We start from the raw sequence: 19,541 nt of genomic DNA on the forward strand, positions 1-19,541 counted from the left end.
AAAGTTGAGCTCAATCCTGTTGATCGATTGAGTGCGTGCCGGGTGTGCGCCCGGTGCATGCCCTACGGCTGGCTGTAGCCGTCGAGGAACTTCCCGATCCGCGTCACCGCATCGGCCAGGTCCACCGCGTTCGGCAGCGTCACGATCCGGAAGTGGTCGGGCTCGGGCCAGTTGAAGCCCGTACCGTGCACGACCATGATCTTCTCGGCCCGCAGCAGGTCCAGGACCATCTGCCGGTCGTCCTTGATCTTGTAGACGGACGGGTCCAGTCGCGGGAACGCGTACAGCGCGCCCTTCGGCTTCACGCACGTCACGCCCGGGATCTGGGTGAGCAGGTCGTACGCGACGTTGCGCTGCTCCAGGATCCGTCCGCCGGGCAGTACGAGGTCCTCGATCGACTGCCGGCCGCCGAGGGCGGTGGCGATGGCGTGCTGCGAGGGCATGTTCGCGCACAGGCGCATGTTCGCCAGGATCGTGAGGCCCTCGATGTACGAGGCGGCGTGCTTCTTCGGGCCGCAGACCGCCATCCAGCCGGCCCGGTAGCCCGCGACGCGGTAGTTCTTCGAGAGCCCGTTGAAGGTCAGGCACAGCAGGTCCGGCGCGAGTGCGGCCGTGTTCGTGTGCGTGGTTCCGTCGTAGAGGATCCGGTCGTAGATCTCGTCCGAGCAGACGACCAGGTTGTGGCGGCGGGCGATGTCCGTGAGGCCGCGCAGCATCTCGTCGTCGTAGACGGCGCCGGTCGGGTTGTTCGGGTTGATGATCACGATCGCGCGCGTGCGGTCGGTGACCTTGCGCTCGATGTCGGCGAGGTCGGGCATCCAGTCGGACTGCTCGTCGCACCGGTAGTGCACGGCCGTGCCGCCGGCCAGCGAGACGGAGGCGGTCCACAGCGGGTAGTCCGGGGCGGGGACGAGGACCTCGTCACCGTCGTCGAGCAGCGCCTGCATCGACATCTGGATCAGCTCGGAGACCCCGTTGCCGAGGTAGATGTCCTCGACGTCCAGCTCGATGCCCTTGGTCTGGTAGTGCTGCATGACCGCGCGGCGCGCGGAGAGCAGCCCCTTCGCGTCCCCGTAGCCGTGGGCGCTGCCCAGGTTGCGGAGCATGTCCTCGAGGATCTCCGGCGGGCACTCGAAGCCGAAGGCCGCGGGGTTGCCGGTGTTGAGCTTGAGGATGCGATGACCTGCTGCTTCGAGCCGCATCGCCTCTTCGAGGACGGGTCCGCGGATCTCGTAGCAGACATTGGCGAGTTTCGTTGACTGGATCACCTGCATGACGGGAGCTTACGGGGTCCCGCCGATGGCCCGCTGGGTCATTTAGGCCGAATGCGAAGGGGTGATATGTCCCATTTCGCGCGATGGGCGGGTGGCGGTGCCGCCCGCCCTTGGAATCCGGGGCGGGCCCCCCGCCACGGCCTGCGGAATGGGTGTGGGCGGATGAGGGAGCGGGGCGGGATGTTGCGCTCGTCACCTCGTGGCCGCCCCGGATCGCCACGCGCTCCTCGACGACGGCGTCCGGCCCCCGTCCGGGGCTGGGGCCGGCGCGCGACCGGAGTGCGGGTGGGGGTGGGGTGCTCTAGCGTCGGAAGGGCGGGGGTGGCCGATGCGTCGAGCCGGTCGCCCCCAGGAGTGCCTGCTCCACGCCGCCCCCGCCCGTGGTCCGGCGTACTCGCGGATCGCGTGACCGAGCGAGAGAGCAGGTGCGTTCGTATGCGTCCGTCGGCCCGTATCCCCAGCATCCTTGCCGGCCTGGTCCTCGCCGCCAGCGGCGCGTTCTTCGCCGCCCCGGCCGCCTCGGCCGACGTCCAGCAGTGCGAGCAGAGCGTCATGTCGCACGGCAAGCCGTCCACGGCCGACGTCGCCCAGGCCTGCTACGAGGGCTCCATCGGCAACCAGACCAGTTGCGTATCGAGCCTCCAGGCGGCCGGCGTCTCCGCGAACGACGCCAACACGGCCTGCCGCGCGTCCCGCTAGCCCCCCACCGCTGTCAGCGGTCGCGTCTACCGTGAGGGGATGAAGCCGCTCAGGATCATCGCCGGGGACGCGACCAGCCCGCAGGCCAAGGGGCCCAAGATCATCGCGCATGTGTGCAACGACCTCGGAGGATGGGGCAAGGGGTTCGTGCTGGCCGTTTCGAAGCGGTGGCCCGAGCCTGAGAAGGCCTTCCGGACGTGGCACAGGGGGCGCAGCGGGAACGACTTCGGGCTGGGGGCCGTGCAGTTGGTGCGGGTCAAGCCCGACGTGTGGGTCGCCAACATGGTCGGGCAGCGCGGGATGCGCACCGGCAGCGGCGGGCCGCCGATACGTTACGACGCCGTGGAGCGGTGCCTCATCGCCCTGGCGGGGCACGCCGCCGAACTCGGTGCCAGCGTGCACATGCCCCGCATCGGGTGCGGGCTCGCCGGTGGCACGTGGACGCGGATCGAGCCGCTGATCAACGAGCGGTTGTGCGCGCGGGACGTGGAGGTCACGGTCTACGACCACGCCTAGCGGGGCGCCGTGTCGTCGGCCGGGAACCCCGGGCCGTGGCCCGGGACGATCACGTCCGTGGCGGCGAGGACGCGGAGGCGGGAGCGGAGCAGGACGTCGTGGTCCGGGGCGACCGGGTCGTCGACGGGGCCGTTGGGGCGCCACCACAGGTCGCCGACGAAGGCGATGGTGCCGTCCGCCGTCCCGGCGAGGAGGGTGATGTCCTCGGGGCTGTGGCCGGGGGTGCGGATGAGCCGGAGGGACGGGGTGAGCTCGTGGCCCTCCGCGTCGCGGTCGGTCCACTGGTCGGCCTCGTAGACGGCCTTGTGGTCGTGGACCCGAGCCCGACCGAAGAGGCCCACGTTCATGGTGTTGTCCGGGTGGTGGTGGCTGAGGACGACGTCCGTGATGTCGTCGGGGCCGAGGCCCAGTTCCGCGAGCGGGCCGAGGATGCGGTCGCGGCTCGCCACCATGCCCGGGTCGACGATCACGTGCCGGTCGCCGTCGGAGACGTAGGAGACGGTGGCGGCGACCCCGGGGCCGGTGGAGAGGGTGTAGCCGGTGGTCAGGATCGTGTAGGTCGCGGTGCGGCCGAGCGGTGCGTCGGTACGGGCGTCCACCGGCGTGTTCGTCTGCGTGTTCGTCTGCGTGTTCGTCATGTTCTCGATCCTGGTCGGAGGAGGCTTCGTCCACGAGTGGCACTGCTGCCAGTGATCGCGGGAATCGTGCCAGGCCGGAGTCGCGGTGGCAGACTCCCCGCATGGCCCCCTTCACCTCCGTCGCCGCCTACGCCCCGCCCGGGGTCGGCATGCTCGCCGTCGGGATCGTCGCCGAGGTGTTCGGGGTGCGCGGGGCGGGGTTCCCGCGGTTCGACTTCGGCTTGTGCACCGAGCGGCCCGGGTCGGTGGCCACCGACGTCGGGGTGCCGGTCGCCGTCGAACACGGCTTGGAGCGGCTGGCCGACGCGGATCTCGTGATCGCGCTGCCGTGGGCCGACTTCCGTACGCCGCCCCCGCGCGCCGTGCTCGACGCGCTGTCGGCCGCGCACGCGCGGGGCGCGCTGGTCGCCGCCCACTGCGTCGGGGCGTTCGCGCTGGCCGCCGCGGGGCTGCTCGACGGGCGGCGGGCCACCACCCACTGGCGGTTCGCCGGGCTGTTGGCCGACCGCCACCCGGACGTCGACGTCGAGGCCGGGGCCCTCTACGTCGACGAGGGTCGGATCGCCACGGGCGCGGGCGCCGCGGCCGGGTTCGACCTCTGCCTGCACCTGCTGCGGCGCGAGCACGGGGCCGCGACGGCGAACGCCATCGCGCGGGACCTCGTACTGCCCTCGCACCGTGACGGCGGGCAGGCCCAGTACCTGGCCGCCCCCGTTCCCGCCGACTGTCAGGACGAGCGGCTGTCCGAGGTGCTGGCCTGGACCCGCGAGCACCTCGACGAGCCGCTGCCCGTCGCGGAGTTGGCCCGGCGCGCCATGATGAGCAAGCGGTCCTTCGCCCGCCGCTTCGCCGCCGCCACCGGTACCACCCCGCACGCCTGGCTGCTGAACCTGCGCCTCGCCGGCGCCGAGGAACTGCTGGAGACCACGGACCTGCCGGTGGAGGAGATCGCCCGCCGGGTCGGCTTCGGGAGCGCGGCCGTGCTGCGGGAGCAGTTCGTGCGCCGCCGCGGCGTGCCGCCCCGCGTCTACCGCCGCTCCTTCACCCGGATTCCGTCCGACGGGCCGGGCACACGTCGAAGTGGCTGACCCGGCAGGTGTCCGAGGGGAGCGAGGCGCCCAGGTTCACGGCGGTGCCGTCGCCCGCGATGCGCCAGCGCCGCCCGGCCGGTACGAGGTGGCAGGGCCGCTCGCCGGGCTGTACGAGGAGCCACTTGCCCCAGACCGTCCTGTGCCAGTACGCGGCCTCGCCGCAGAGTCGGCAGACGGCCGGGCGACCCTCCGGCTGTGACTGCGGTTGCGGCTGTCGGACCACGGTCACGAGGGCGTCGGCCAGGACCTTGGCGAGGAGGAACGGCCCGTCGTCGCCGCGCCCCTGGTGCTCCTGCCTGCGGGTGTTCGTGTTCAACCATCCCCCCTTACCGCCCCGTTGTTAGCGGACGGGGGGACGGTCGCGCCGGCCATCGGCCGAAGGTTGACCCGAACGAGTGGCGGTGCGGGCCCCTGGGGCCTGTCGTCAAACTCCCGTCGTCGCCCGGAGGGCGGCCCCGCGGCGTCTGGTGCGTGGTCTCGGTGCGCCGGGCGGAAGCCCGCGTACTGGACGTACTTGGCTTTCGCCCGGTGCGGCGAGAGTGCGTGCCAGGCGTCGCGGGGCAGGCGGGAGTTTGACGACAGGCCCTAGGACGGGCCCTGGCGCTCCAGGATCACCAGCGGGATCTCGCGGGCCGTTCGTGCCTGGTCGTCGTCGTACGGGGGCCACAGGCCGGCCATCATCGGCCAGTACGCGTCGCGCTCCTCGGGCGTGGCCGTGCGCGCCGTGACCGTGTGGAGCACGGCGCCGACCTGGACGTGGACCTCCGGGTGGGCGGTGAGGTTCCGGTACCAGGCGGGATGCTCCGGGGCGCCGTATCCGGCGGCCACGACGATCAGCCGGTCCACGTCCTCGCCGTAGATCAGCGGGGTCCGGGCGGTGCGGCCGGTGGCGCGGTCGAGGGTCGTGAGCAGGAGGGTCGGGACCCCGTGCCACAGGTGTCCGTCGGCGCCCGCCGTGGTCACGTACGCGCGGACGTGGTCGAGGCGCGGGCCGGGGGGCGGGTCCGAGGGGTGGTCCCAGTCGACGTCGAGTGTGTGCATTCACCTGTCCTTAGCATTCCGGCCCCCGGGCGGCTAACGAGCAGTAACGATTCTGGATGCGGTCGGCGCCCACCGCACGCCCACGCGCCCGGCGGACCCCGTCCGAAGTGCGTTCATGGGCGGTCGGCCGGAGTATGGGGCCAGGGGAATCCGTAGGAGGTACGCGATGGTCAGTGAACCCGACGAGCAGCCCACACGGTCGGACCGGCTCTTCACGGGCGGGGAACGGCCGTACGACCCCGAAGACCTCGTGATGGCGACAGGCCACGACCCGACTCCCGAGCGCGTCGAGAAGGCGCGCCAGCTCATGGAGAAGGAGGGTCCGCAGGTCATCGAGCGGTACCTGCCGTAGTCCCGGCGGCAGCGGTCGACGTCGCTGCCGCGCACAGCCAGGCCGACCCCGTCCCGGAACCCCGGGCACGGGGCCGCCGGGTGTGCGGCGGGCAGCGGGGACGGGCAGCGGGGACGGGCCGTACGGACGAGCCGCCGGGTCAGCTCGTCAGGGTCGCCGCCGCGCCCAGTGTGATCAGCAGCCCGCAGATCCCCAGGTTCACGGCCCTGTGCTCCCAGAACACCGCCGCGAACTCGCGGATCGTCGCGCTCGGCCAGTAGTACTTCGCCGTGGGCGAGCCCAGGACCTGACCGTTCACCCCGGCCTTGCGGGCCAGCATCGCGGCCCGGAAGGCGTGGAAGTTGTTGGTGACCACCACGCACCGGTAGTCCGGGTCCCGCGCCGCCATGATCTCCCGGCTGAAGCGCATGTTCTCCTCGGTCGTCGTGGACCGGTCCTCCAGCGTGATGTGCTCCGCAGGCACGCCCCGCGCGATCAGCCAGTCCGCCATGGCCCGCGCCTCGGCGACCTTCTCGTCCGAGCCCTTGCCGCCAGAGGGCAGCATCACCGGCGGGCGGCCGCCCCGGGCCAACTGGGCCTCGTAGATCTCCCGGCCCTTGCGCAGCCGCGAGGCGAGCAGCGGCGGCACCCGGTCCCCGCAGATCAGGCCGGCGCCGAGCATGACCACGTGGTCGACGTCGCCGCGCACCGTGATCCGGCCGTAGAGGAAGGCGTAGCCGAGGAAGCAGAGGAAGAGGAAGGCGACGTAGGCGACGATCACGGTGAGCGTGCCCACGATGCCGTCGAGGACGTGCGATCCCGCCCTGCGGACGACGAACAGCAGCGCGATCATCCCGAGGATCCCGAGCCCGGCGAGCAGCGAGAGCAGGTTGGCCGGGCGGCTGCCCTCCCTGCGGATCATGGTCACGCCGTTGGCCACGAGGAAGACGCCGAGCGCCAGGGTGCCGAGCGTGGGCACGGCGAAGACGATCAGGACGATGGGGTACGCGAGCCAGTCCGGCAACCGGTCCAGCTGGAGGAGCAGGGCGAACGAGAGGGATATGAAGGTCAGCCCGAACAGCACGGCGTTGCGGAAGCGGCGGCGGTCCTCCCGCGCGCTGATGGCGAAGGCCAGGAAGAACACGGCGGCGAGGGCGAAGGCGACCATGCCGACCATCGTAAATGTCGGATATCCGTACGGATCTCAGCCGTTCGGGGCCGGGCCGGGCGGGGCCGTGCGCCGCACCGAGCGCCCCGCCAGGACGTCCGTGCGGCGCCCGTCGCGCATCACGAAACGGCCGTCGATCAGCACGTGCGGAATGCCGGTGGGCAGCACCCGCGGGTTCTCGTAGTCGGCACCGGCCGCGACCGTGTCCGGGTCGAAGAGGACGAGGTCGGCGCGGAAGCCCTCCCGCACCAGCCCCCGGTCGGGCAGCCGCAGGCGCGCCGCCGGACGGCCGGCCAGGTGCGCCACGCACTCCTCCAACGTCAGCAGTCCCAGCTCGCGGACGTAGCGGCCGAGGTAGTGCGGGAAGGTGCCGTAGGCGCGCGGGTGCGGTTTCGCGCCCCGGAGGATGCCGTCGGAGCCGCCGGTGTGGGCGGGGTGGCGCATGATCGCCCGGACGTTCTCCTCGTGGCCCACGTGCTGGAGGACCGTCGGCGCGAGCCGGTCGCCGAGCAGCAGCCGTCGGGCGCCGTCCCAGCCGTCCAGGCGCCGGCCGACGTACGCCGCCGCCAGCGCGGGATCGCTCACGCCCGAGATCTCGATCGTCGACCAGTCGACCGGCACCCCGTGGCAGCCGTCCGCCCCCTCCACCTCCAGCGCGTACCGGATCCGCTCGGCCTCGGCGTCGTCGCGCAGCCGGGCCAGGACCGCCTCGGGGCCGCCCTCGTTCGCCCAACTCGGCAACAGCGCGACGAGGGTGGTGCAGCCGGGGGTGTACGGATAGCTGTCGAGGGTGATGTCGGCGCCGTCGGCCAGGGCCGCGTCGAGCAGGGCCAGCAACTCGGGGGCCCGGCCCTCGTTCTCGCCGAAGTTCATGGTGGCGTGCGCGAGGTGCAGGGCGCAGCCCGCCTCCCGGGTCAGCGCGACCATCTCGGCGTAGGCGGCGAGCGCGCCGTGCCCGTACGAGCGGTGGTGCGGGCAGTAGTAGCCGCCGTACGAGGCCACCACCCGGCACAGCTCGGTCAGTTCGGCGCCGGAGGCGTACATGCCGGGGGTGTAGGTCAGCCCGGAGGACATCCCGACGGCGCCCTGTTCGAGGCCCTCGGCGACCAGCGAGCGCATCCGGTCCAGTTCCACCGCGCCCGCCGGGCGGTCGTCCCAGCCGAGGACGTGGGCGCGGACGGTGCCCTGCGGCACCAGGTAGGCGGCGTTCACGGCGACGCCCTGACCGCCGTGCGCCCGGTCCAGCCGGTCCAGGTACCCGCCGACCGTGCGCCAGTCGAAGTCGACGTCGTCGCCCGGCCCGTTCCAGCCCGCGATGGCGGCCCGCACCTCGCCGAGGGTGCGGTCGTCGACGGGTGCGTACGACAGGCCGTCCTGGCCGAGGACTTCGAGGGTCACGCCCTGGGCGGCCTTCGCGCTGTGGTCCGGGTCGCGCAGCAGCGCCAGGTCGCTGTGCGCGTGCATGTCGACGAAACCGGGCGCGAGGGCGAGCCCGTACGCGTCGACGGTCGTGCGCCCGCCCCCGGGGAGGGACCCGATCTCGACGATCCGCCCCTCGTGCACCCCGACGTCGGCCGTGTACGAGGGCCCGCCCGTGCCGTCGACGACGCGGGCCCCGCGTATGACCAGGTCCACCCGGCGCCCCTAGAAGAAGGTGCGGACGAAATCGGTGACGGTGCCGTCGGCCTCCACCACCGGGATCAGCGGCCACTTCTCGAAGATGGTGCACGGGTGGGACATCCCGAGCGCCACCCAGTCGCCGACCTGCACGTCGTCGGCCGACGCGGTCTCCAGCCAGGCGTGCTGGTCGGACAGTTTGACCACCCGCACGCCGGTGGCGGGGCGCTCCTCGCCGGTGAGTTCGTCCCGGACCAGCTCGGCCTCGGGCAGCCCGAGGTCGTACGCGATGTCGCGCTTGCCGGCGTTGACGAACGCCTGGGTGGGGGAGGGGCGCGAGACCACCTGGGTCCACAGCCGGAACGCGGGGCGCAGCCCGCCCTCCTCGGGGTGGCGGTTGAAGGGGGTCAGGCCCTTGTACCAGCCGTGGTCGTGGGAGACGTACGCCCCGGAGCGCAGCAGCTTCAGCACGGGGCGGGAGAGCTCCGGGATCTCGGCGAACACGTCGGCGACGGCGTCGAACCAGGAGGAGCCGCCGGCGCTGACGACGATCTCGTCGAGGTCGGCGGCGAACAGGCCGGCCTTGTCGAACTCGACGGCGAGGGCGGTGAGCCGGCGCAGGTAGGCGTGCACGCGCTCGGGGTCGGCGTCGGGCACCTCGGCCTCGTAGCCGCCCGTGCCGACGAGGCGCAGGGTGCGGGTGGAGGAGACGGCCTCGGCGACGGCCCGGCAGTCGTTGTCGCTCCGGGCCCCGGTGCGGGCGCCCTCGCCGGCACCGAGCTCGACGACGACGTCGATCCGGGCCGGCGCGTCGCGCAGGGCCCGGTCCATCAGGTGGACCCCGCGCACGGAGTCGACGTAGCAGACGAAGCGGAAGTCGGGGTCGCTGGCGAGCTCGCCGGCGACCCAGCGCAGGGCGGCGGGATCGACGAGCTCGTTGGCGAGGAAGATCCGCTGGATGCCGAAGGCGCGGTAGACGCGGGCCTGGTGGGGGACGGCGGCGGTGATCCCCCAGGCGCCGTGGTCGAGCTGACGGCGGAACAGCTGCGGGGCCATGCAGGTCTTGCCGTGCGGCGCGAAGGCGAGGTCGTGCCGGGCGGCGTAGGTGCCGAGGGCGGCGAGGTTGTGCTCCAGCGCGTCGGCGTCGAGGGTGAGCACGGGGGTGGTGAACCCGCCGGTGTGGATCCCGCGCCGCTGCCGCGCGAGCTGCCCGACGGTGAGGCGGGCCGCCTGGGCGTCCGGGGGGAGGCCCTTGAACCGGTGGTCGACCGGCTCGTCGGCGAGCTGCTTGACGGGGTCGCTGTCCATGCGGGGGCCTCCCGGGGGGTGCTGGGGGTTGCACGTGCTGCAACGGTCGTTGCGTGTACCGCTGCACGCTGTCTAACATCCCGCATGACGACGGGTCAACGCACCGCCACCGGGGGGTCTGTGCCCCGCCCCCGCTCCTCAATCGCCGGAGGGGCTGGTTTCGCCTCCGGCGGCGCCTCAAACGCCGGCGGGGCTGGAATTGCCCGGCGGGGCTTCCAGCCTGCCGGGGCTTGGCCCCGGGGCGAACCAGCAGTACTTGGCGGACGGCAGGGGCCAAATCCAGCCCCTCCGGCGTTTGAGGAGCGGGTCTGGGCGGAGCCCAGGGTGCCGCGCAGCGGCATCTCGGCTGTGGCGGCGCCCTGCCTGGGCAACGGCCGCTCGGGGTCTGGGGCGGAGTCCCAGGTAGGAGAGGACGAGGGATGAGCCAGTCCGTGGAGCGGGCGCTCGCGGTGCTGCCGCTGCTCGCGAAGGGCCCGGCCGGCCTCACACCGGTGGCGGACGCGCTCGGCGTGCACAAGAGCACCGCCCTCCGCCTCCTGCGCACCCTCCACGCGCACGGCCTCGTCTACCGCCAGCCGTCCGACGGCCGCTACCGCCTCGGCGCACGGCTCTTCGCCCTGGGCGCCGAGGCCATCGAGAACCTCGACGTCAGGGACATCGCGCACCCCCACCTCGTCGAGCTGAACCACACCACCGGCCACACCGTGCACCTCGCCGTCCACCAGGACGACGAGGTCGTGTACATCGACAAGGTCGACAGCCGCTACCCGGTCCGCATGTACTCCCGCATAGGCCGGCCCGTGCCCCTCACCGTCGCCGCCGTCGCCAAGCTGCTCCTCGCCGACCTCCCCGAAGCCGAGCGCCGCGCCCTCGCGCACCGGATCGACTACCCCCGCCACACCGCCCGCTCCACCCCGGACGCCGCCGCGTTCCTCCGCGAGCTGGACCTCGTACGGGAACAGGGCTGGGCCACCGACCTCGGCGGGCACGAGGAGTCCCTCAACTGCCTCGGCGCACCCGTGCACGGGCCGGACGGGCGGGTCGTGGCCGCGCTGTCCGTGTCCGCGCCCAACGTGGTGATCGACGCCGAAGGCCTGCTGGAACTGCTGCCGCTCGTGCTCCGTACCGCGGGAGCCATCAGCCGGGACTACTCAGGAGACTCAGGAGAGACCGCATGACGGAGAAGATCGAGAAGGTCGAGAAGGTCGAGAGGGTCGAGAAGGTCGGGATCACCCCTGACACCCACACCACCCCTCCCGCGAAGTTCTCGCACGGCGTCCGCAAGGGCAACATCCTCCAGGTCGCCGGCCAGGTCGGCTTCCTCCCGCACGTGGACGGACAGCCGCCCACCCCCGCCGGGCCCACGCTGCGCGAGCAGACGCTCCAGACGCTGGAGAACGTCCGCTCCGTACTGGAGGCCGGCGGCGCGGGTTGGGACGACGTGATGATGATCCGCGTCTACCTCACCGACACGGCCCACTTCGCCGAGATGAACGGCATCTACAACACGTACTTCGAGGAGCAGGGCCTCAAGGAGGCCCCCGCCGCCCGCACCACCGTGTACGTCGGCCTGCCCGCCGGGCTGCTCGTCGAGATCGACGCCCTCGCCGTCCTGGGCTGAGACGGGGATGGCGGAGGGGCGCCCCCCTGGCGGTGGGGCGCCCCGGTCACGCGTTCGCGCGGGCTAGGCGGTGCAGTACTGCGCCTCCTTGCCGATCGAGCGGTACATGCAGTCCGCGTTCTCCAGGAGCTGGAGCACCGCGTCCTTGTTGCGCGCGGTCTCGCGGTCGATGACCTCGTCCGGCGGGTAGAAGCCGCCGCCCCCGCTCGACGGGTACATCTCGAAGGTGTAGGCGAAGATCTTCTGGTTGCCCCACAGCCAGTCGTCGATCGTCCCGTCCGTGATGTACAGGTCGCTCGACTGCTCCGGCGTGTAGCCGTTGCTCGCCGCCATGCTCGTGCCGATCTTCTTGTAGACGGCGAGGTCGTCGGCGGTCAGCCCGGGGGCGGTGTCGTTGTACGTCCAGCCGAAGGGCCACAGCACGAGTTCGCTGTACGTGTGGAAGTCGATCGCGGCCTTGATCTGCTGCTTGCCGCCGACCACCCGGCTGCGCACGAAGTCCGCGACCACCTTCACCTCGGGCGCCGACTCGCCGGCCGCGCCGCGGTAGGTCTCCGAGCCCTTGCTGCTGCTGGAGCCGCCGCAGCAGCCCCACTTGTAGTTCCAGTTCCGGTTCTCGTCCGTGCCGACACTGGAGGAGCCGGCGTTGGGCTGGCGGTTCTTGCGCCAGGAGCGGTAGGAGCCGGTCGCGATGTCGTACTCGCCGCCGTCCGGGTTGAGGTCCGGCACGATCCAGATCTCGCGGCTGTTGACGGCGTTCGTGACCCGGGCGTCGGTGCCGTACTTCGAGCCGAACTCGTTCAGAAGGTAGAGGGCCATCTCCACCGTGAGGTGCTCGCGGGCGTGCTGGTGGGCCGTGAAGAGCACCTCGGGCTCGGCCTCGTCCGTCCCGACGTTGTCGCTGATCTTGATGGCGACGATGTCGCGTCCCTGGTACGACTTCCCGATCACCTGCTTGCTCATGATCGAGGGGTACTGCGCGATGCGCTGGTTGATCTCGGCCGTCGCCTCGGCGTAGTTGTGGTACTTCGAGTCGGCGGACGGGAAGTCCATGGGGCTCGACGCGATCCCGGGCATCGAGCGGTCCGGGGGGCCGGGCAGCGGCTCCAGCGTGTAGCCGAGCGCGCGCAGCTTCTTGGCCTGAGCGGGGTCGGCGCTGACGACGACCGAGCGGGCGTCGACCTCGTCGATGGAGGCGCCGGTGCGCAGCAGGGCCGTGCGCTCGGCCGGGGTGGCCGGGCCCTTGATCTCGTACTGGACGATCGCCTCGTCCTGGGTGGCGGTGGACGGGGTGGGTGGTGGGGACGCCGTCGCGCTCATGCCGTAGGCGGGTGCGCCCAGCGCGAGCGCCAGCAGGGCCGCCGTGACGGCGGCCCTCCGGCGGGTGTGGAGCCGCATGCGTTCTCCTGGGTGGGGAGTGTGGGGGTAGCCGTGCGGATGCCGCACAGAGTGCTCTCGTGGCATGTCCGGGTCAAGGACTGCATGCCTTGAATCGGCCAATCGGACCCTGGGCCGCGCGACCGACGTGGCCGACCCCCACACCTACCGCCTACGGGAGCGCGTGGACCTTCGGACCCACCGAGTTCGACCAAGCACCACCCGCCTTGGCGTCCCAGTTCGTCGACCAGGTCATCGCGCCGCGCAGCCCCGGGTAGGTCTTCGACGGCTTGAAGGATCCGCAGTTCACGCCGCTGGTCAGGCAGTCCAGGGCGTTGTTCACGACGGTCGGGGAGACGTAGCCGCTGCCCGCGCCGCTGGGGGAGGCGGGGACGCCGATGCCCACCTGCGAGGGGTCGAGGCCGCCCTCCAGCTGGATGCAGGCGAGGGCGGTGAGGAAGTCCACCGAGCCCTGCGAGTAGACCTTGCCGTCGCAGCCGTTCATCGAGCCGCTGTTGTAGTACTGCATGTTGACGACGGTGAGGATGTCCTTGATGTTCAACGCCGTCTTGAAGTAGCCGCCCTGGGTGGACTGCATGTCGATGGTCTGCGGGGCCATGGTGATGACCAGCGAGGAGCCGGCCTTCGAGGACAGGGCGCGCAGCGCCTGCGTCATGTAGGTCGGATTGAGGCCGTTCTCCAGGTCGATGTCGATGCCGCTGAAGCCGTACTCCTGCATCAGCGCGTACGCCGAGTTCGCGAGGTTGGTCGCGGAGGCGGAGTCGTTGACCGAAATGGTTCCCTTCTCGCCGCCGATGGAGAGGATGACCGACTTGCCGGCCGCCTTCTTCGCGGCGATGTCCGCCTTGAACTGCGCCACGGTGTAGCCGCCGAGGCCGGCCGAGTCGAGGTTGAAGGCGATCGCGCCGGGCGTGGTCGTGGCGTCGGCGAAGGAGACGGCGATGATGTCGTACTGCGAGGACACGTCGGAGATCTTCTGGACCGTCGCCCCGTTGTTGAAGTTCTGCCAATAGCCCGTCAGCGCGTGCTTGGGCACGGCCGGGTTGGGGTTCGGGTTCCCGCCGCCACCGGTCGTGGTGCCAGTCACCGGGGCGGACTTCGGGCCCTCGCCGGCCGCGTTGTACGCGCTCACCTGGAAGGAGTACGAGGTCGACGCGGCCAGCCCGGTGATCTGGGCGGAGGCGGCGCTCACCGTCTTGACCCGGACGCCGTCCTGGTACACGTGGTAGCCGCCGGCCCCGCTGACGGCGCCCCACGAAAGGGTCAGCCCGTCGGAGGTCTGGCCGGAAACGGCGGCCCCCGTCGGGGCGCCCGGGACGGACGGGCCGGGGTCGGTGCCGCCGCCCCCGTCCGGGCCGAAGACGCTGAACTCGTCGACGAAGTAGGCCGGCTGGCCGTACCAGCCGTGGGTGTAGACGGTGACCTGGGTGGTGCTCGGTCCGGTGGTGAAGGTGGTCGAGAGCTTCTGCCAGCCGGCGCCCGAGCCGGGCGTCCAGGTGGACACGTCCTGCGTGCCGGTGCCGGTCGCACCGAGGTACACGTAACTGCCCTGGACCTGCGTGCTGAGCGTGTACGTCGAGTTCGGCTTGACCGTGACGGTCTGGCTGCAACGGGCGTTGTCCTGGCCCGCCGGAGCGGCCTTGAGGGCGCCGGCCCCCGCGAAGACGGGGGAGGAGACGGAGGCGCCGCTTCCGCCGGAGCAGGACCAGTTGGCCAGGCCGGACTCGAAGCCTCCGTTACGGGCGACGTTGACGTCCGCCGCTTGTGCCGTACCGGTCGCGAGGGCCGTGAGCCCGCCCGCGGCGAGCACGGCTGTCATGGGCAGGACGAGGGAGCGTATGCGGTTCACGTGGACTCCGTGGGGGGAGTGAAGGGATGTCAGGGTGAGTGGGGCACCCCGCTCACAAGTTGGTCCAGACCAATCCTCGTGTCAAGGGGCTTTGCGAAGTGGCCTGAAGTGATCGGTCCTGCGATCCCTGTTGTCCGGGTTTCCGGCCACCTGTGACCCGTGCCGTCGGTGCGGGAATCAGCAAGCCACTGACCGGCCGGGGGTGGCGCGGTTATGGTGCTGGTTCCAGGGGGATGCGCGTCGCACGTTTGCGGTCGCGCAGGGGTGAGTACCGGGCAAGCACCGGGCGAGTACGGGGTGAACGGGGGGATTCGCGTGCCGACCGCCATCGCTGTCACCAGCGCCGACCTGGTACTTCCGGCCCCCGACCGACACACGCCCGGAGCCGCCTTGCTCCACCCGCCCGGGCAGCTCGACCTCGACGGCGCACTCGCCGAGACGAGCGGGCTCCTGGAACGGCACGGCCACCTCGTGGCCGTCGTACCGCCCTGGCTGCCCGCCGAGACCAGCCGGCGGCTGCACACCGTACGGGCCATCCTGGAGACCGACCGGATCGCACTCCTGCCCATCGATCTGCCCCCGCTGGGCACGGCCCTGCTGGTCCGTCAGCTGCGCCAGCTCACGGTCTGCGACTTCAGCCCCGGCGTCATAGCCTCCGCCGCCCGGCTCCTCTCGCACTACGTCTACGCGGGCGCGCTGCTGGGCTCCGTCGCCAAACTCGACCGGATCCCCGTCGGCCTCAAGGCGCACGCCCGCTCGTGGTCGCCGAGCGCGCAGTTCGCCGTACTGGCCCACCCGAAGCCGCACCTGGCGAAACTGGGCGCGCACCAGGGCGGGGCGAGGGCCGAGGCCAAGGGCGCGGCGGCCGCAGGGGTCATCCCTCCCGGCCCCGAATTCGCCACGCACCTCACCTTCGCCCGCGGCCAGCTCGCCTCCGAGTGGGTCACGGCCGAACTCGCCCCGGCCTGGCAGGTGCAGGGCGTACTGGAGAACCCGCTGCCGGCGCAGTCGCCCGGCTTCTGGGGCACGGCGAAACTCGTCGAGTTCGCCGCGGGCATCCCCGACCTCGGGGTGCTCTACCAGCTCGTCGCCTCGGTCCGCCGGGAGCAATGCCGCTGGTGCGGGCTCGAACTCATCGGAGACCGCTGCGGCTTCTGTTCGGCACCACTGGTCGCACCGCCGCCCGCCACGACCGCCCGATCCGGACCCTGACCCCCGCACGCCCGCACGAACGAAGAACGGCGAGGTAGTAAGGCCCGTAACGGGATCTCCCTCCAAAAGGAGGGGGCTATCAGCCTCAGCAGTTGATGGCCGCCCTTACCAGCACCAGCCAACGACGCATTTTGGAGGTGAACGAAGTTGGCTACGCACCGCGTAGGACAGAAGACCGACCGAGCTGTGCTTCCTCAGCAGCTCGCTCTCGAATTCGAGTCAGCAGACATCCCCCGGATCGGGGACGAAACGGGACTCGAAGGCCGTGAGGCATCCGGCGCGGTACATGTGCGAGGGGAGATGGCCGACGCTTCACCTGACGCCGGGCGCGTCACCCCCAACCTCAAGGTTGGGGAGAAGGCCCGTGAGGGCCACCCCGTCGTGTTCGTCCTGGATGTGCACGGCACACCGCTGCAACCGACCAGCCCCGCCAGGGCGCGCAGGCTGCTCAAGAGGGGCCGGACGGTCGTGGCCCGGCACACTCCGTTCGTGATCCGTCTCAAAGACCGTACGGTCGCCGAATCGCAGGTGGACGGCGTGGAGCTCGGTATCGACCCCGGCTCGAAGTGCACAGGCATCGCCGTATTCACCGCGAAGGACGGTGAGCGCCGCGGCGTGTACGCGGTCGAGCTCGCCCACCGGGGTGCCGTCATCCGGGACAAGCTCACCGCTCGTGCCTCCTACCGGCGCGGCAGGCGATCCCGCAACCTGCGCCACCGCGCCCCCCGCTTCTCCAACCGCACCCGCCCCCAGGGCCGGCTCGCCCCGTCGCTGCGCCACCGCGTGGAGACCACCATGTCGTGGGCGTCGCGGCTCGCACGCTGGGCGCCCGTCCGTGCCGTGCATGTGGAACGGGTCGCGTTCGACACGCACGCCATGTCCAACGGTGGGCCGTTGCAAGGTGCCGAGTACCAGCACGGCACCTTGCACGGCACGGAAGTCCGCGAGTACTTGTTGGCCAAGTGGGGCCGGGCCTGCGCCTACTGCGGCATCATCGGGAACCGGCAGCGGACCGGCATCCCTGAGACTCACACCCTCGACGCGCTGTGTGTCGGCGAACTCGACATCATCACGCGCGCCCCGGCCTGCGTCCTCGCCGTCACCGCTACCGGACGGGGCGCATACACCCGCACCCGCACCGACAAGTACGGCTTCCCCCGCCTCCGCCTGCCGAGGCAGAAGCAGTTCTTCGGCTACCAGACCGGAGACCTCGCCCGGGCGGTCGTGCCCAGTGGCAAGGAGACCGGCACTCACACCGGGCGGATCGCCGTCCGCGCCACCGGCAGCTTCAACATCAAGACCGTACGCGGACTTGTTCAGGGCATCGGTCACAAGTACTTCCGTCTCTTGCAACGAGCAGACGGCTACGCCTACGTCACCCGACCCGAAGGACCCACCGAGAGATGAACTCACGCCAGCGCCGCGGCGTCATCCTGCTGATCCTGTCGGTCCTGTGCGCCCTGGCCGCCTTCGCCGGAGTCCTGGTGGTGATCGGCGACGTCAACTCCAAGGTGGGGGCGGAGGTCGTCGCCTACCGCGCCAAGGGCGACATAGCCCCGTACAGCCCGCTCACGGCAGGGCAGTTCGAGGAAGTGAAGATCCCCAAGCGCTGGCTGTCCGACACCGCCGTCACCGACCTCGGCGCCCTCAGGGACAAGATCGCACTCACCGCCCTCAAGAAGGGCTCACTGCTCCAGAGCGACATGTTCGTCGACCAACCAAAGCTCCAGCCCGGTGAGCAGGAGATCGCCATCATGATCGACGCGTCGACGGGTGTGGCGGGCAAGATCACCCCGGGCTCCAAGGTCAACATCCTGGGCACCTTCAAGGGCAAGAAGCAGACCGACCCCGACGTGTCCGTGGTCATGGTGGCCAACGCGCGCGTCATCAACGTCGGCCGGCTCACGCCCCTGGACAAGGACAGCGACAAGAAGGGCCCCGCCGAGGCCGTCCCGATCACCTTCGCCCTGAACACCAAGGACACCCAGCGCGTCGCGTACGCCGAGTCCTTCGCGGAGCACGTACGGCTGTCCCTGGTGGCCCCCGGAACCGATTCGGCGGTCAACCCCGGCGACCGCATGTACACCCTCGAAGGGGACAAGTGAGGCCCGGATGACCACCCGAATCCTCCCCGCCGTCGGCGACCCGGACGCCGCGCGCGTCATCGTGACGCTGCTCAGCCAGCTCCCGTCCGCGGAGCCGGCCGCTCCGGTTGCCGACTCGACGACCCTCCTCGACACCCTGGCCCGCCTCGCAGCCGACTCCCTCGACGAACTCCCCGAGGTCGTCCTGGTCCACGAGCGCATCGGCCCGGTGCCCGCCCTGGAACTCATCCGCGAGGTCGCGCTCCGCTTTCCCGCGGTCGGCGTCGTCCTGGTCTCCTCCGACGCCGGCCCCGGCCTCTTCTCCGCCGCGATGGACTCCGGAGCGCGGGGCCTGATCGGCCTGCCGCTCTCGTACGAGGAACTCGCGGCCCGCGTCCAGGCCGCGGCCCAGTGGTCCGTGGGCGTGCGCCGCCACCTGGGCGGCCGGGGCGCGGGCGGCGACGTCCCCACCGGCCCGGGCGGGCGCGTGGTCACCGTCGCCGGGGCCAAGGGCGGCGTCGGCACCACCTTCACGGCGGTCCAGTTCGCGCTGGCGGCAGCCGCGTCGGGGCGGCGTACGGCACTGGTCGACCTGGACCTCCAGGCGGGCGACGTCGGCTCGTACCTGGACGTCCAGTTCCGCCGCTCGGTCGCCGACCTCGCCGGCATCCAGGACATCTCGGCCCGGGTCCTCCAGGACGCGGTGTACGAGGACCGCACCGGCCTGGCCCTGCTGCTGGCGCCGGCGGAGGGCGAACGCGGCGAGGAGGTCGACGAGAGGGCGGCCCGCCACATCGTGGGCGCGCTGCGGGCCCGCTACGAACTGGTCGTCATCGACTGCGGGACCCAGGTGACGGGCGCGAACGCGGCCGCCGTCGAGACGGCGGACGTCGCGGTGCTCGTCACCACACCGGACGTGGTCGCGGTACGGGCGGCGAAGCGGATGGTCCGGATGTGGGAGCGGCTCCAGGTGCGCAAGCCGGAGGACACCGCGATGGTGGTCAACCGCTGGAGCAAGCACACCGAGATCCAGCCCGCCCTGATCGAGAAGATCACCAAGACCCGGGCCACGAGGACCCCGGTCCCGGCGGCCTTCAAGGAACTGCAGGCGGTGGTGGACGCGGGGCGCGTACAGGACCTCGACAACCGCTCGACGGTGAAGCAGGCGCTGTGGGCACTGGCGGGCGAGCTGGGGCTCCTGTCGGCACCGGACGGCGCGACCACCGCCCCCGTACCGGGGTCCGCCCCGGGTACGGGACCGGGCGCGGCGGTGGCGGTCCGGGGGTCGGGTCCGGTGGCGCGGCTGCGGCGCGGGCGGGAGGGCTGAGCGATGCCGTCGCGGAGAGCAGGCCGGGGGGACCGGGGCCAGGTCGCGGTCGAGTTCGTGGGCATGGTCCCGCTGATCCTGCTGCTCGTGGCGGCGGTGTGGGAGTGCGTGCTGATCGGGTACGCGTTCTCGCTGGCGGGCAACGCGGCGGACGAGGCGGCGCGGGCGGGAGCGGTGAAGGGCGACTCGGCCTGCGAAGCCGCGGCGCGCAAGCACATCGGGGAGGCGTGGAACCTCAAGGTCGAATGCGGGCCCTCCGGGGACATCTACAGCGCCAAGGTCACCCTCGCCATCCCGGTCTTCTACCCGGGGCTCAACTTCGGCGGCATCGACGGCGCGGGCGGCGCGGCGATGGAGAAGGAGTGAC

Annotated in this window: 20 protein-coding genes; 11 read left to right on the plus strand and 9 right to left on the minus strand. The window is 71.6% G+C overall.

Annotated features, from left to right (window positions below; all coding sequences use genetic code 11):
• Window positions 1-62: 62 nt before the first annotated feature.
• Complete coding sequence (locus tag ACFYYJ_RS30890) at window positions 63-1,274, minus strand: pyridoxal phosphate-dependent aminotransferase (RefSeq protein WP_385127415.1); 1,212 nt, start codon at window positions 1,272-1,274, stop codon at window positions 63-65.
• A 435-nt stretch (window positions 1,275-1,709) separates the two neighbouring features.
• Here ACFYYJ_RS30890 and ACFYYJ_RS30895 point away from each other — a divergent pair, with 435 nt between their 5' ends.
• A complete protein-coding gene (locus ACFYYJ_RS30895; protein ID WP_389137346.1) occupies window positions 1,710-1,973 on the plus strand; it encodes a hypothetical protein in 264 nt (87 codons plus the stop codon).
• A 39-nt stretch (window positions 1,974-2,012) separates the two neighbouring features.
• Window positions 2,013-2,489: a macro domain-containing protein gene (locus ACFYYJ_RS30900; protein WP_389137348.1), complete on the plus strand. Its 477-nt coding sequence runs from the start codon at window positions 2,013-2,015 to the stop codon at window positions 2,487-2,489.
• Here ACFYYJ_RS30900 and ACFYYJ_RS30905 read toward each other — a convergent pair.
• Complete coding sequence (locus ACFYYJ_RS30905) at window positions 2,486-3,127, minus strand: MBL fold metallo-hydrolase (RefSeq protein WP_389137349.1); 642 nt, start codon at window positions 3,125-3,127, stop codon at window positions 2,486-2,488. The genes ACFYYJ_RS30900 and ACFYYJ_RS30905 overlap by 4 nt on opposite strands.
• 101 nt (window positions 3,128-3,228) lie before the next feature.
• On the opposite strand from ACFYYJ_RS30905, the gene ACFYYJ_RS30910 reads away from it, so the two are divergent.
• The gene (locus ACFYYJ_RS30910; RefSeq protein WP_389137351.1) at window positions 3,229-4,215 is read left to right on the plus strand and encodes a GlxA family transcriptional regulator; all 987 of its coding nucleotides are present in this window, start codon (window positions 3,229-3,231) and stop codon (window positions 4,213-4,215) included.
• Here ACFYYJ_RS30910 and ACFYYJ_RS30915 read toward each other — a convergent pair.
• Window positions 4,169-4,534, minus strand: a complete 366-nt coding sequence (locus tag ACFYYJ_RS30915; protein ID WP_389137353.1) for a DUF6083 domain-containing protein — start codon at window positions 4,532-4,534, stop codon at window positions 4,169-4,171. The genes ACFYYJ_RS30910 and ACFYYJ_RS30915 overlap by 47 nt on opposite strands.
• A gap of 269 nt (window positions 4,535-4,803) precedes the next feature.
• The gene (locus tag ACFYYJ_RS30920) at window positions 4,804-5,259 is read right to left on the minus strand and encodes a nitroreductase family deazaflavin-dependent oxidoreductase (RefSeq protein ID WP_385361798.1); all 456 of its coding nucleotides are present in this window, start codon (window positions 5,257-5,259) and stop codon (window positions 4,804-4,806) included.
• Window positions 5,260-5,425: 166 nt separating this feature from the next.
• Here ACFYYJ_RS30920 and ACFYYJ_RS30925 point away from each other — a divergent pair, with 166 nt between their 5' ends.
• Complete coding sequence (locus ACFYYJ_RS30925; RefSeq protein ID WP_384587624.1) at window positions 5,426-5,611, plus strand: hypothetical protein; 186 nt, start codon at window positions 5,426-5,428, stop codon at window positions 5,609-5,611.
• A 139-nt stretch (window positions 5,612-5,750) separates the two neighbouring features.
• Here the strand turns inward: ACFYYJ_RS30925 and ACFYYJ_RS30930 are convergent, their stop codons facing one another.
• From ACFYYJ_RS30930 to ACFYYJ_RS30940, 3 genes are read right to left on the minus strand one after another with little or no spacing between them, the layout of a single operon-like run.
• The gene (locus tag ACFYYJ_RS30930) at window positions 5,751-6,758 is read right to left on the minus strand and encodes a YdcF family protein (protein ID WP_385127404.1); all 1,008 of its coding nucleotides are present in this window, start codon (window positions 6,756-6,758) and stop codon (window positions 5,751-5,753) included.
• Between the two features lie 36 nt (window positions 6,759-6,794).
• Window positions 6,795-8,393 carry an amidohydrolase family protein gene (locus ACFYYJ_RS30935; protein ID WP_389137356.1) on the minus strand — a complete coding sequence of 533 codons (1,599 nt, stop codon included), beginning with the start codon at window positions 8,391-8,393 and terminating at the stop codon, window positions 6,795-6,797.
• Between the two features lie 9 nt (window positions 8,394-8,402).
• On the minus strand, window positions 8,403-9,683 hold the full coding sequence (locus tag ACFYYJ_RS30940; RefSeq protein ID WP_385127402.1) for an amino acid deaminase: 1,281 nt from the start codon (window positions 9,681-9,683) through the stop codon (window positions 8,403-8,405).
• A gap of 419 nt (window positions 9,684-10,102) precedes the next feature.
• On the opposite strand from ACFYYJ_RS30940, the gene ACFYYJ_RS30945 reads away from it, so the two are divergent.
• Complete coding sequence (locus tag ACFYYJ_RS30945) at window positions 10,103-10,861, plus strand: IclR family transcriptional regulator (RefSeq protein WP_385361802.1); 759 nt, start codon at window positions 10,103-10,105, stop codon at window positions 10,859-10,861.
• A complete protein-coding gene (locus ACFYYJ_RS30950; RefSeq protein ID WP_389137359.1) occupies window positions 10,858-11,304 on the plus strand; it encodes a RidA family protein in 447 nt (148 codons plus the stop codon). Before ACFYYJ_RS30945 ends, ACFYYJ_RS30950 begins: the two co-directional genes overlap by 4 nt.
• Window positions 11,305-11,367: 63 nt before the next feature.
• On the opposite strand, the gene ACFYYJ_RS30955 is transcribed toward ACFYYJ_RS30950, so the two are convergent.
• Together ACFYYJ_RS30955 and ACFYYJ_RS30960 are read right to left on the minus strand one after the other, a co-directional pair.
• Window positions 11,368-12,702 carry a M14 family metallopeptidase gene (locus ACFYYJ_RS30955; RefSeq protein WP_389137361.1) on the minus strand — a complete coding sequence of 445 codons (1,335 nt, stop codon included), beginning with the start codon at window positions 12,700-12,702 and terminating at the stop codon, window positions 11,368-11,370.
• Window positions 12,703-12,853: 151 nt separating this feature from the next.
• Complete coding sequence (locus tag ACFYYJ_RS30960; RefSeq protein ID WP_389137522.1) at window positions 12,854-14,521, minus strand: chitinase; 1,668 nt, start codon at window positions 14,519-14,521, stop codon at window positions 12,854-12,856.
• A 345-nt stretch (window positions 14,522-14,866) separates the two neighbouring features.
• Here ACFYYJ_RS30960 and ACFYYJ_RS30965 point away from each other — a divergent pair, with 345 nt between their 5' ends.
• The 5 genes from ACFYYJ_RS30965 (at window position 14,867) to ACFYYJ_RS30985 (ending at window position 19,540) form a co-directional block, all read left to right on the plus strand.
• Window positions 14,867-15,763 carry a hypothetical protein gene (locus ACFYYJ_RS30965; RefSeq protein ID WP_389137363.1) on the plus strand — a complete coding sequence of 299 codons (897 nt, stop codon included), beginning with the start codon at window positions 14,867-14,869 and terminating at the stop codon, window positions 15,761-15,763.
• Window positions 15,764-16,063: 300 nt separating this feature from the next.
• Window positions 16,064-17,170: an RNA-guided endonuclease IscB gene (gene iscB, locus ACFYYJ_RS30970; protein ID WP_389137364.1), complete on the plus strand. Its 1,107-nt coding sequence runs from the start codon at window positions 16,064-16,066 to the stop codon at window positions 17,168-17,170.
• Window positions 17,167-17,868 carry a Flp pilus assembly protein CpaB gene (gene cpaB / locus ACFYYJ_RS30975; protein WP_385127394.1) on the plus strand — a complete coding sequence of 234 codons (702 nt, stop codon included), beginning with the start codon at window positions 17,167-17,169 and terminating at the stop codon, window positions 17,866-17,868. Before iscB ends, cpaB begins: the two co-directional genes overlap by 4 nt.
• A gap of 7 nt (window positions 17,869-17,875) precedes the next feature.
• Window positions 17,876-19,174, plus strand: coding sequence for a CpaE family protein (locus ACFYYJ_RS30980; RefSeq protein ID WP_389137366.1), 1,299 nt, complete (start codon window positions 17,876-17,878; stop codon window positions 19,172-19,174).
• 3 nt (window positions 19,175-19,177) lie between these two features.
• Complete coding sequence (locus ACFYYJ_RS30985) at window positions 19,178-19,540, plus strand: TadE/TadG family type IV pilus assembly protein (RefSeq protein WP_389137368.1); 363 nt, start codon at window positions 19,178-19,180, stop codon at window positions 19,538-19,540.
• Window position 19,541: the final 1 nt, after the last annotated feature.

It is taken from the genome of Streptomyces sp. NPDC002467 (assembly GCF_042889825.1).
Classification (GTDB): Bacteria; Actinomycetota; Actinomycetes; order Streptomycetales; family Streptomycetaceae; genus Streptomyces.